The organism is Paenibacillus sp. EB106-05-06-XG162 (assembly GCF_058791655.1).
This window is the reverse complement of sequence record NZ_JBYTDT010000005.1, coordinates 98,433-110,397: the sequence shown is the minus strand read 5'-3', so window position 1 is coordinate 110,397 and position 11,965 is coordinate 98,433. Positions and strand designations below refer to the sequence as shown.

11 protein-coding genes are annotated in these 11,965 nt (G+C 47.3%); 1 reads left to right on the top strand and 10 read right to left on the bottom strand.

The window, feature by feature from the left end; translation table 11 throughout:
* Positions 1-69: 69 nt before the first annotated feature.
* The 4 genes from AC3WU2_RS13530 to xylA all read right to left on the bottom strand — a co-directional run bounded on the left by AC3WU2_RS13530 (position 70) and on the right by xylA (position 5,060).
* Positions 70-996 (bottom strand): sugar ABC transporter substrate-binding protein, encoded by a 927-nt coding sequence (locus AC3WU2_RS13530; protein WP_018756050.1) that lies wholly within the window; start codon positions 994-996, stop codon positions 70-72.
* 39 nt (positions 997-1,035) lie between these two features.
* Positions 1,036-2,007, bottom strand: coding sequence for a sugar-binding transcriptional regulator (locus AC3WU2_RS13525; RefSeq protein ID WP_018756051.1), 972 nt, complete (start codon positions 2,005-2,007; stop codon positions 1,036-1,038).
* 220 nt (positions 2,008-2,227) lie between these two features.
* Positions 2,228-3,721 (bottom strand): xylulokinase, encoded by a 1,494-nt coding sequence (gene xylB / locus AC3WU2_RS13520; RefSeq protein ID WP_492454884.1) that lies wholly within the window; start codon positions 3,719-3,721, stop codon positions 2,228-2,230.
* A 25-nt stretch (positions 3,722-3,746) separates the two neighbouring features.
* On the bottom strand, positions 3,747-5,060 hold the full coding sequence (xylA, locus tag AC3WU2_RS13515) for a xylose isomerase (RefSeq protein ID WP_492454882.1): 1,314 nt from the start codon (positions 5,058-5,060) through the stop codon (positions 3,747-3,749).
* Positions 5,061-5,272: 212 nt separating this feature from the next.
* Between xylA and AC3WU2_RS13510 the strand changes: the two genes are divergently transcribed.
* Complete coding sequence (locus AC3WU2_RS13510; protein ID WP_492454880.1) at positions 5,273-6,415, top strand: ROK family protein; 1,143 nt, start codon at positions 5,273-5,275, stop codon at positions 6,413-6,415.
* A gap of 8 nt (positions 6,416-6,423) precedes the next feature.
* On the opposite strand, the gene AC3WU2_RS13505 is transcribed toward AC3WU2_RS13510, so the two are convergent.
* The 6 genes from AC3WU2_RS13505 to AC3WU2_RS13480 form a co-directional block, all read right to left on the bottom strand.
* Positions 6,424-7,050 (bottom strand): hypothetical protein, encoded by a 627-nt coding sequence (locus tag AC3WU2_RS13505; RefSeq protein ID WP_492454878.1) that lies wholly within the window; start codon positions 7,048-7,050, stop codon positions 6,424-6,426.
* A 559-nt stretch (positions 7,051-7,609) separates the two neighbouring features.
* The gene (gene phoU, locus AC3WU2_RS13500; RefSeq protein WP_018756056.1) at positions 7,610-8,263 is read right to left on the bottom strand and encodes a phosphate signaling complex protein PhoU; all 654 of its coding nucleotides are present in this window, start codon (positions 8,261-8,263) and stop codon (positions 7,610-7,612) included.
* Positions 8,264-8,293: 30 nt separating this feature from the next.
* Entirely contained in the window at positions 8,294-9,049 is a 756-nt protein-coding gene (gene pstB, locus AC3WU2_RS13495) for a phosphate ABC transporter ATP-binding protein PstB (protein ID WP_379350178.1), read from the bottom strand.
* Between the two features lie 61 nt (positions 9,050-9,110).
* Entirely contained in the window at positions 9,111-9,986 is an 876-nt protein-coding gene (gene pstA, locus AC3WU2_RS13490; protein ID WP_018756058.1) for a phosphate ABC transporter permease PstA, read from the bottom strand.
* Positions 9,987-9,990: 4 nt separating this feature from the next.
* Positions 9,991-10,920, bottom strand: a complete 930-nt coding sequence (pstC, locus tag AC3WU2_RS13485) for a phosphate ABC transporter permease subunit PstC (RefSeq protein WP_492454875.1) — start codon at positions 10,918-10,920, stop codon at positions 9,991-9,993.
* 26 nt (positions 10,921-10,946) lie between these two features.
* Positions 10,947-11,894 carry a PstS family phosphate ABC transporter substrate-binding protein gene (locus AC3WU2_RS13480; RefSeq protein ID WP_492455305.1) on the bottom strand — a complete coding sequence of 316 codons (948 nt, stop codon included), beginning with the start codon at positions 11,892-11,894 and terminating at the stop codon, positions 10,947-10,949.
* Positions 11,895-11,965: the final 71 nt, after the last annotated feature.

Sequence of the window (11,965 nt, the reverse complement as noted above, 5' to 3'; positions counted from 1 at the left end):
AGGTCATCCTCCTGCCATGGAAGGAATAAAGCGGCTGGAGACCAGCCGCTCTACCTTCATCCATTTGTGTTATCCTTGGTCTTTCGTAATTAAGCTTGCTGGTGCGTACAATTCTGTACCTTCAACCGCTTTGCCTTGGAATACGAGATCAAGCTGTTGCGCTACGATCTCAGCCATTCCAGGGAAGTTCTGTTTGACGGTTGCGATCAATGGTGAACCCTTCTTGATCATTTCTACCGCTTGACTGTTGCCGTCGATTCCGATAACGACGATATCTTTACGTCCAGATGCTTCGATCGCTTGTGCTGCACCAATTGCTGGCTCATCCCATCCTGTCCATACCGCTGTGATCGAACCTGGCTCTTTATTCGCGAGCAATAAGCTCTCCATTTGTTTACGTGCGCTCTCGATTGGCCCAGGAACTTCAACTTGCATTTCCGTTACTTTCTTCACATCTGCGTTCTCGCTTAGCATTTGATCAAGGAAAAGCGTACGTTTCAGAACACCTGGATGCGCACGGTACGTTAACGCAACCAAATTCCCTTTTTTGCCGATTGTATCGAATAAGTGCGTTGTAATCATTTTCGACATTTCCGTATTATCGCTTGTCGCGTTCATCGTCATGCCTTCAATATATCCAGCGTCACAGCCCATAACCGGGATATTCTTCTCTTTCGCCGATTGAATCTGTGCTTTCAATTGGTTCGGGTCCGTACTTACGATGATAATCGCATCCGTCTTGCTCGCGATGACATCCTCCATGCGGCTAGCTAATTGACCTACATCACCCTTCGTATCGATGACATTGGCTTTCCAGCCATGATCAGCGGCTTGCTTCTTCAGCGCCTCGACCATCTCATTCGTCGTTACGGATGATAGGAATGGCGTCATGATGGACACGTTCTTCTCGCCATCCTTGCTTGAATTACCGCCTGAGCACGCTGCTAGACTGATGATAAAAATGATGGATAATAACACGGATACTGCCTTTTTCATTATTGTTCCCCCTATTCATTTCTTTCTCTTGATATGGTTCTATGTAACGGGATGAGCGTGATGCCACTCTAACACAGCCTTGGCTGTAGCCATATCCGTGACGAGTACATTGACCCATTTCCCTCGCAAGACAGAACATATGGCTGGGACTTTATCCATACCACTCGCGGTTGCGATCACATTCGGTATTCGCCGTAATGTCTCCGCACTCATGCCGATCATTCGCTGTTCAGATGGATAAGAAATCACATGACCCTGCTCGTCTAGAAACGAAGTACAGATGCCGCCGACCGCGCCCATAGACTTGATCTCATTCATTTCTTTCGTGCCAAAATACCCAAACTTCACAACAGATGCTTCGTCGGTCACTTGACTGATGCCTACGACAGCCACATTTACCTGATCCCACATGTCCACGACCTTCGATATCTCCGGCTCATTTACAATCGTATCGCGCACTTCCTTGGACCCTACAACCGCGGGTGCATTGAGCTGCAGATACTTTGCCTTCAACTTCTCTCCAATGACGCGTGCATTCGAATTCGCATGCCATGTTGCGCCTTCAGCACCCCAGCCTCCGATCAACGGAACGATCTGCATATGCTTGCGGCTGAAATAATTCAGTTCTTTGCTGAGCTCAGAGACCGTTCTCCCTGCCATAATCCCTACGGTGTCATAGTCTTTAAGTACGGATTCAAGCAGTGCGGCGCCCGCTCTTGCAAGCTTCAAATCGACCAAATGCTGTTCTTCTTCTGGCATTTGAATAATAATCACATCATGGATTCCGAAGGTTTCGGCAATCACCCTCTCATACACCTGTTCCTCAGAGTACGGGTTGCGAATCGAAATCTGTACGATTCCTTGCGCTTTCGCAGCACTTAACATGCGACTGATCTGCGGTCTGGAAATTCCGAGTCTCTCCGCAATTTCTTGTTGATTGAGGCCATCCATGTAGTACAAATGGCTCACTTTGACGAGTAACCTCGTTCTTTCTTCTGCGATATCAGTCATGCTGAAAATTCCCCTTTCTGGCACAAATGTTCAAAAATGAAATATTGTTCGTTTTTAATCTTAAAGCCATTTCATATATTTGACAAGGTATTAATTGGTTTTCATTAGACAAAATCATACAAATTTCGTGTAAATGCCTCAAAAATCGATTTTTACAGTTCACGTAAAAAAGCCCTAATCCAAATGAAATTTGGACTAGAGCTTGAGATACAACGTTCAGTTATCGAAATGCGGCTAATGACTCAGATAATACCTTCGTTTGATCATATACTTGCTGGTAAAGTCGATAGAGTTGATTGTATTTTGCGACATTTTCCGGGTTCGGCTGATATCTCTGGGCAGGTCTTAAGAACTCATTCGCGCAGGCTTCCAGCGATTCGAACCAACCGCAGCCGTGAGCTGCAAGCATAGCCGCACCCATCCCTGGACCTTGCTCGCTCGTAAGACGCACAATTTCTGCATCGAACACATCCGCTTGAATCTGCAGCCAGGTCTCATTCTTAGCACCGCCGCCAATCGAGATCATCATCGGAATATGCTTCCCTGCATCACGCAGAATATCAAGCGACTCCCGTAGTGATAAAGTAATGCCTTCGATCACAGCCCGCGTGAAATGCTCTTGTGTATGTGAGGCGTCCATGCCGATGAAAGAGCCACGAATATTCGCATCCGGATGCGGCGTACGCTCACCCACTAGATACGGCGTGAATAGCAGCCCCTTCGCGCCAACATCTGTGGATGCTAGACCGCTCAGCATTTCCGGGAACGACTGTGTCTCGCAGAAAGTATCATGGAACCACTGCAAGGAATAGCCAGCAGCGAGCGTAACCCCCATGGCATAGTAAGCGTCCTGCTGCGCATGGTTGAAGAAGTGAACTTTGCCTGCAACAGGGAGTGCCTTATTCTCCTCATAGGACAAGATCACCCCGGACGTACCGATTGAACACATCGCCTTCCCATCCGATAGAATTCCTGCTCCAATCGCACCACAAGCATTATCTGCACCGCCAGCGAACACTTTTGTATGCACGGATAATCCCGTCGCCGCTGCAAAGTCCGCCGTTACATACCCTACAAAGGCATGGGATTCGACGAGTGGCGGACAGAGCCGTTCCTCCACACCCACTGCGCTGCATATCGCTGAACTCCAGCGTTTATTAGCTACGTCCAAGAGCAGCGTCCCTGCCGCATCGGAATATTCTTGAGCAATGTGACCCGTCATACGGTATCGAACGTAGTCTTTGGGCAAAAGGAATACATCCGCCTGCGCATAAATTTCCGGTTCATGCTCCTTCACCCATAGCAGCTTCGGAAGCGTGAAGCCTTCGAGCGCCGCATTCCGGGCTGTATCCAGCAGCATTGGCCCCAACAGATCCTCAATCTGCCGACATTGCGGTGTCGTACGTGTATCATTCCAGAGGATTGCATTCCGCAGCACTTGGTGGCTTGCATCCAACAAGACAAGGCCGTGCATTTGGCCCGAGAAGGATATCCCGTCGATGTCCTCTGCATTCACGCTCCCCATGGCGAGCAGCTGCTTCATGACGTCCATTGTACCTGTTACCCAATCTTCTGGCCGCTGCTCGCTATAACCGGATTGTTCATGGAATAAGGGGTAACTCGCACTCGCTTCATGAACGACATGCCCGTTTCGATCAACCAACAGTGCCTTAACGGCGCTTGTACCTAGGTCAACCCCGATTACATATTTCATCGCCATCTCTCCTATGGTCTGCTTCTTACTCTGACAACAAATATTCGTTCACAACCGCTTTAATCCGCTCCTGACGACCTGACACATTTCGGATCGGATGGTTCTGGTATGCATATGCTTCGAGCGATTTCAAAGTCGCTGTACCCGCTGCAATCTCTGCGCCAATTCCTACTTGGAAGGAGCGGTAACGACTCTCTACAACCTCTTCGAGCACACGATCTTCGATCAGTTTGGCAGCTACCTTCAACCCTTTGGCATAGGCGTCCATTCCCGCAATATGTGCGAAGAATAAATCTTCTTGTTCAAAAGATGCACGACGGACCTTCGCATCAAAATTGACGCCGCCACGGCCAATACCGCCGTTCTTCAAGACTTCATACATCGTTAACGTTGTCTGTGTCAAATCTTGCGGGAACTCATCCGTATCCCAGCCGAGGAGCATATCCCCTTGGTTCGCATCGAGCGATCCCAGCATTCCGTTGATGCTGGCTACGCGAATCTCATGTTCAAACGTATGGCCTGCAAGTGTCGCATGGTTCGCTTCCAAATTTAATTTAAAATGATCTTGTAAACCATACGTGCGTAAGAAGTTCATCGTCGTCGCAGCGTCAAAATCATATTGATGTTTGGTTGGCTCTTTTGGCTTCGGCTCGATCAAAAATTGTGCGTCAAAGCCAATTTCCTGTGCATAATCAATAGCCATTCGGTATAGATGCGCCAAGTTATCCAATTCAAGCTTCATATTCGTATTGAGCAGCGTCTCATAACCTTCACGTCCGCCCCAGAATACATAATTTTCCGCACCGAGTTCTTTGCCGATTTCAAGACTTTTCTTAACTTGTGCCGCTGCATAGGCGTATACATCTGCATTCGATGTCGTCCCTGCACCATGTACGAACCGCGGATTCGTGAACATGTTCTGCGTGTTCCACAGTAATTTGACGCCCGTGTCCTTCATGAACTGCTTCATCATCTCTACAATAACATCTAGATTCTTATTCGTCTCTTGCAGTGTTGCACCTTCCGGCGCGATATCGCGATCATGAAATGCGAAGAACGGCACGCCAAGCTTCGTAATGAATTCGAAAGAAGCCTCTGCGCGAGCTTTGGCGAGATCAAGTCCCGTGTAACGATCCCAGTTCCGCACCATCGTCCCTGCACCGAACGGATCCGTTCCGTTAGCTGTGAACGTATGCCAATAAGCTACAGCGAAGCGCAAGTGCTCCTCCATCGTTTTGCCTGCGACAACTTCCTTCGGATTGTAATGTTTAAATGCTAGCGGGTTCTTCGAGCCCCTGCCTTCATATGCAATCGTGGGAATACCTTCGAAATAAGTCATCAATGATTACCTCCAACTGGTGAAATGTCTTGCTTATGGGTTCAGTATACATTCATGAACTTAGTTTGTCTATTGGTTAAACTAAGTTATTATTGTTTTGATAATCGCTGAAAATATGTCATTGATTTCAAGAAATTTCTTCATTATGCTGATATAATGACAACAACGATAATTTATCGGTTATACGAATGAACGTACAATCAGGAGGTTTCATGAAGACAACAGGTGATCAATTTCTCGTCAAAAAAATCAATAAATCCATTGTTCTTGATACGATTCGGGAGCACTCCCCCATTTCGCGTGCAGCCGTGTCCAAAATGACCGGATTAAATAAAGGAACCGTCTCCTCTCTCGTACAAGAGTTAATCGACAATGGTCTCATTCTCGAGATCGGTACAGGTAAATCAAGCGGGGGCCGCAAACCTGTCATGCTGCTATTTCATGAGACAGCTGGCTATGCGATTGGTGTTGAGCTGGGTGTTTCGAGTATTAGAACGATATTAACAAATTTGAATGGCGATATGATCGAAGAAGATCAACGTCCACTTGATACGACGGATCGCGATCAGGTCATTGAAGAGCTGTTCGCAACAATTCAAGCGATGATCGAACGAGCACCGTCCTCTCGTTATAGCATCGTGGGCATTGGCATCGGCGTGCCTGGCATCGTGGATGAGAAGGGGCAAATTCTATTCGCACCAAACCTTGATTGGGAGCATGTCGATCTGCATACACTCGTATCCGATCAGTTCGGACTCCCTGTTACCATTGATAATGAAGCCAATGCGGGTGCAGTAGGAGAACTGCAATACGGCGCTGGCCGCTCTGCATCGAATATCGTCTATATTTCCGTTAGTGAAGGGATTGGTACGGGCATCATGATTGGCGGAGAGCTCTTCCGCGGTGCTGCAGGCTTGTCTGGTGAAATGGGACATATGACGATTGAGGCGAACGGGCGCAAATGCCGCTGCGGGAATAAAGGCTGCTGGGAGCTGTATGCATCTGCTAGCGCCCATCCGAATTTTGACTTTAAGACCTTGCTGCGCTTGGCTTCTGATGGCGAGGCGGATGGCATCCGCGGATTTTATGAAATCGGTGAATATCTCGGGATTGGCATCAGTACGATTATCAACACCTTCAATCCAGAGCTCATCATCATTGGAAATCAAATATCCAGAGCGGAACGCTACATCACGAGCGCAATTCAACAGACGGTGGCATCACGTTCCTTATCCTATCACCGCAAACATACGACGATCCGATTCGCGCAGCTCGAGACACGCTCCACGCTGCTTGGCGCAGCGTATTATGCGATCTCTGGCTTTTTCTCGAAGGATCGTGCGACATTGGTGTAGTATGATGATTACTCTACTGCGATGACCTGGATATCGATGAGACTGTCATGACTATATTCAGCTCCTTTGGTGTGCCTGCCCTTAAACGTCGTGTTAAAAGTCGCTTGGGAGTGTGGCTCCATCTGGAGTTCAAATGGATCGAACGTTGCATCGCGCCATTCAGGATCATGCGAGAGAGGAACAACCTTCATTCTCGTCGCTTGACCATAATTGTAAATTCTGAATTCTTGGGATGAAATGGTCACATCACCCGCTTCATTGCGCACAATGTAGGCTCGTCGATCCTTCGGAACGACTTGAATGGAGCCTGTGTCCTTCACATTGTAATGGATGAGGTACATCGTATTCTCCGTCACCCAGGGAATCGCAGAAAATAATAGAATGATGCCAATCAACAGTCGACTAAAAATCTTTGGATAGATAGGACGGTAACCGTTGACGACACCAATGAAGCTAATTACCAACATTACGAGGCCGATAATATTCGGGATATGTAATCCTTGCGTCCCTTCGGACCACGGCGACAACCCGATCGCTCGAAACGCGGCTTCACCAAGTGATTGATTCAGATGACTTCTCGCGAGCCAGATGAGTGAAATCATAAGCAGGAGCAAAAAAACATGCCGCTTCTTCATCTTTGTCCCTCCTAGCGCGAAATGCAGGGAGAATCTCCCTTAAGTATATAGCATAGCTCATATTTACAGATAAACCCATAACAATCTGCTCTTGGTTGCCTCTGATTCGACATGCCTACGGCTAACGAACCCAGTAATCGCTATTTGTCCCAAAATGGGCATTTTGAAATTATCACGAATCGGTGACACGCTATTCCTTACATTTGAGCCTGATTACGCTCATTTTGAGCACAATAGCGTGTCTGGGATTCGTTAGCTCGATAAATGATCCAATTTGAGGCGAATAAGCTCTTTACGATTCGTTACACACCAAATCCCCTTGCGCTCTTTGGCAAGGGGATTTGGTAACTTCACAAAGGCGAGCTACCAAAGTGAGAGGGGTATCTCTTGGAGGAGTTTACGTTCGATCTTTGGGAGCCATTTCCCTCCTTCTATCTAATCCAAGGAAATGGCGGACAAGAATCGACCGGAAAGAGATACCCCTTCACTCCCACTCTGCTCGCCTCACGCGCCTCTTACGCAACAAATCCCCTTGCCAACAAGCACAAGGGGATTCCCACTAATTGAGTTCTGGCCGCTTCCCCGTTACGAGGAACACGACACTCTCACCAATATTGGTCGCGTGATCCGCGATCCGCTCGATGTAACGTCCAACGAATGTTAAGAGCATCGCTTGGGATACCGTCTTCGGATCTTCCACCATCAGCGTGAACAACTCACGCACGATTTGGCTATAGAGCTGATCGACAACATCATCGTCTTTGGACATTTTATAAGCCAGATCCACGTTCTCTTCCATATAAGCACGAATCGATTCAAAGATCATCTGCTGTACCGTCTCGCCCATCCGCGGAATATCGATCAATGGCTTGACAAGCGTCTGCCCTTCAAGACGAACGACAACTTTCGCAATATCTACGGAGAGATCCGCCATACGCTCCAAATCGCTAGAGATTTTGAAAGCCACGAGAATGCGACGTAAATCTTTAGCCACCGGCTGCTGCGTGAGAATCAACTTGGAGCCCACATCCAGGATACGTTCCTCCATGTGGTTGATCTCTGAATCGCGGGCGATAAGCGCTCGCGCATGATTTACATCCAAGCGCTGCAGCGATTCGATCGATTCTTTCAGCATTTGTTCCGTTTCGTTACCCATCGTTTCTAACAGCTTCGTCAGTTCATTGAGCCCTGAATCAAATTCTTTTCTAGGCATTGCCGTCTCCTCCTGCACATCGATTTCTGATTAGCCGAAACGTCCTGTAATATAGTCCTCGGTACGTTGGTCCGTTGGATTCGAGAATAATTGCTCCGTCTGCGAGAACTCGACGACTTCCCCGTTCAAGAAGAACACGGTCTGATCCGAGACACGCGCGGCCTGATGCATGTTGTGTGTAACCATAACAATGGTATAGCGATCTTTCAGCTCTTGTACCAACTCTTCAATCTTCAGTGTCGAGATTGGGTCAAGGGCAGAAGTCGCCTCATCCATCAAGAGAATATCTGGATTGACAGCTAGTGCACGCGCAATACATAGACGTTGCTGTTGACCGCCTGAGAGACTAAACGCGGAACGCTTCAAGTAGTCTTTAACTTCATCCCACAGAACCGCCTGGCGCAAGCTTTGCTCTACGATCTCATCAAGCTTCTGTTTACTCCGAATGCCGTGCAATCTCGGGCCGTATGCAATATTGTCGTAGATCGATTTTGGAAAAGGATTCGGCTGCTGGAACACCATGCCAACTTTCTTGCGAAGCGTCTCCACATCCACCTCATTGCTATAAATGTCCGTACCGGTAATTTCTACGCTGCCTACGATTTTCGTGCCAGCAATCATGTCATTCATACGGTTTAATGTACGCAGCAAGGTCGATTTACCACACCCGGATGGTCCGATAAACGCCGTGACCGCCTTTTCTGGAATCGTAAGAGATACATCTTTAAGCGCGTGGTACGTGCCATAATATAAATTCAATTTTTTAATATCGATCAACGTATTCATACGTTATTTCTCTCCTTTAATTACAGCTGGAATCGAGCGTCGAGCTTGTTGAAATAGTACATTACAAATTTTTAGAGTATTTGTTTCTGAGTAGGATCGCCGCAAAGTTCATAATAAGCAGCAATCCAAGTAATAGAATGATCCCTGCAGCTGCAAGTTCATGGAAAGCTTCCTGCGGTCTCGAAATCCAGTTAAAAATCTGAATCGGCATAACAGTGAATGAGTCCATAATGCCATTTGGCAAAAATGCCACGAAGGTCAGCGCACCAATCATAACAAGCGGAGCCGTCTCTCCAATTGCACGAGATAAGGCAAGAATCACACCCGTCATAATCCCCGGCATCGCGGATGGAAGTACCGAACCGGATACCGTCTGCCACCGTGTTGCGCCAAGTGCGAAGGATGCATCACGGCGTTGTCTTGGCACCGCGCGCAGCGCTTCTTGCGCAGATACGATAATAATCGGAAGGACCAAGAGCGTCATCGTCAATGCGCCGGATAACAAGCTCCGTTCCAAATGCATACCGCGTACGAAAATCGTAAGTCCTAAGATCCCGTAGACGATGGAAGGTACGCCTGCTAAAGTACTAATATTTAATTGAATAAGACGTGTAAGCCAATTCTTATTCGCATATTCTTCTAAGTAAATGGCTGCTCCGACACCCAGAATGAAAGAAATTGGCGTCATGATCAGAACCATATAGATGGAGCCTACGATGGCGGATTTCAGTCCAGCCTTCGAAGCCATCCGTGACGGATAGTTCGTGAACAAGTCCGGGGACAATCTCGATAACCCATCCATCATAATATTGACGAGGAGCGCCATCAGCGCTAGGATTCCAACGGCGGTCGCTGCGATAAAGAGTATATGCAGAATCCAATCGATTTTACGTCTACGGCTAATCTGTTCTCTGTTGGCATCTTGTAAAATACTCATCTGCTTAGTACTCCTCTCTGAACCGTCTCGCGACCCATAGTGCTAGAATGTTCAATAAGAATGTAATGACGAACAACGCCATCCCTACCGCATAAATCGTTCCATATTCGATAGACCCGTGCGGGATATCCCCAAGGCTCACCTGTACGATATATCCTGTCATCGTCTGAATGCTCTCTAGCGGATTGAATGTCATCTTCGGTGTTGCCCCTGCTGCTACAGCAACGATCATCGTCTCTCCAATGGCTCGAGAGAACGCGAGAACGGCGGAGGATACAATACCGGAGAATGCCGCCGGGACGACGACCTTCAACGCCACTTCAAATCTGGTTGCGCCAAGTGCATATGCACCGTGACGTAAACTGCGCGGTACAGCCTGCATCGCATCTTCACTTAAGGAAGATACCATCGGAATAATCATGATCCCGACAACGATACCGGCACTCAGTGCATTAAACACCCCCGTGTCCGGGAAAATGATACGAATCAATGGCGTTACAAATGTCAGTGCGAAATATCCATAAACAATCGTTGGAACGCCTGCCAACACTTCCAATATCGGCTTCACAATTTTACGCACTCTCGTCGGTGCATATTCACTCAGATAAATTGCACAAGCTAGACCTACGGGAATTGCGAATAGACATGCAATGATCGTAATCATCATCGTACCGCTGAGCAGCGGGAGAATTCCGAATGATTTCGGCGCGATGAGCGGACTCCAATTCGTTCCGAAGATGAAATCGAAGATCGGGATTTTACGGAAAAAATCAACGGTCTCGGATAACAACGTGTAGACGATCCCGATTGTAGTTACAATCGAGACCGCAGCACATAAGAACAGGAATAGGGGCATCGCACGATCTAGGATGTACGTCTTCTTATTTTTGAAGGAGATGCTGGTTATGCCTGGGCGTTCCTTCGCTTGGTTCATGGTGTATGCCTCATTTCTATATCGTTCTACTTGTTAAGCGATGCAATTTGCTCGTCGTATTTCTCTTGCGGTAGAGCAATGAATCCTACTTCTTGCGCGAAGTTAGCTACATTTTTCAAATAGTATTCTGTGAAAGCTTTTACTTCTGGTTTTTCCAATGCTTTTGTGTTCAGGTATACATAGAGCGGACGGGAAAGCGGCGAATAAGAATTATCTTTGATCGTCTCTGCCGATGGTGATACAACAGCCTTTCCGTTATCGATAGGGACTAATTTCAACTTATCTTGGTTCTCTTCGTAGAAGGAGAATCCGAAGTATCCGATGGACGTTTTGTCGCCTTCAACACCAGACACAATCGAGTTCGTATCTGCTGCGAATGTAATTTGCTTGTCGTTACGGCTTTCTTGTGCTTTACCGTTAATCACTTCTGTAAAGTAATCGAATGTTCCATGCTCAGATCCTGGCGAGTAAATTTTGATCGGCTCTGCTGGCCAGCCAGCGCGTACATCCGCCCAAGTCTTCGCTGTAGCTTCTGGACCATAGATTTTCTTCAATTCATCCAGTGTTAATTTATCAACCCATGTATTCTCTTTGTTCACGACGATGGATAGACCGTCGTAAGCCACTTCTAATTCTTTATAATCAATACCCGCTGCCTTTGCTTCTTCAGCTTCTTTATCTTTGATTGGACGAGATGCATTGCTCATCGCAATTTCACCTTTGACGAAGCGTTTGAATCCGCCGCCTGTACCTGCTGTACCCACCGATACGCGAACGCCTGCATTTTCTTTACCGAATTCCTCTGCTGCTGCTTCTGTTAATGGGAAAACTGTACTTGAACCGTCAATTTCAATCGTACCGGATAATGCTGTTCCAGCGCCTGTATCCGTTGTACCTTTTCCTGCTTCTTCTTTCTTACCTCCACCGCATGCTGCAAGTGCAACGGCAACGATCAACAACATGACTAACATCATGTAACTTTTTTTATTTTTGTGTAGCAATTCTACCACTCCTCTAGTTGATTGATTAACTTCTATAGCTGTAT

Coding starts and splice junctions, on each gene's coding strand:
- AC3WU2_RS13530 (WP_018756050.1), bottom strand. CDS start 996: ATGAAAAAGGCAGTATCCGTGTTATTATCCATCATTTTTATCATCAGT.
- AC3WU2_RS13525 (WP_018756051.1), bottom strand. CDS start 2,007: ATGACTGATATCGCAGAAGAAAGAACGAGGTTACTCGTCAAAGTGAGC.
- xylB (WP_492454884.1), bottom strand. CDS start 3,721: ATGAAATATGTAATCGGGGTTGACCTAGGTACAAGCGCCGTTAAGGCA.
- xylA (WP_492454882.1), bottom strand. CDS start 5,060: ATGACTTATTTCGAAGGTATTCCCACGATTGCATATGAAGGCAGGGGC.
- AC3WU2_RS13510 (WP_492454880.1), top strand. CDS start 5,273: ATGAAGACAACAGGTGATCAATTTCTCGTCAAAAAAATCAATAAATCC.
- AC3WU2_RS13505 (WP_492454878.1), bottom strand. CDS start 7,050: ATGAAGAAGCGGCATGTTTTTTTGCTCCTGCTTATGATTTCACTCATC.
- phoU (WP_018756056.1), bottom strand. CDS start 8,263: ATGCCTAGAAAAGAATTTGATTCAGGGCTCAATGAACTGACGAAGCTG.
- pstB (WP_379350178.1), bottom strand. CDS start 9,049: ATGAATACGTTGATCGATATTAAAAAATTGAATTTATATTATGGCACG.
- pstA (WP_018756058.1), bottom strand. CDS start 9,986: ATGAGTATTTTACAAGATGCCAACAGAGAACAGATTAGCCGTAGACGT.
- pstC (WP_492454875.1), bottom strand. CDS start 10,920: ATGAACCAAGCGAAGGAACGCCCAGGCATAACCAGCATCTCCTTCAAA.
- AC3WU2_RS13480 (WP_492455305.1), bottom strand. CDS start 11,894: ATGATGTTAGTCATGTTGTTGATCGTTGCCGTTGCACTTGCAGCATGC.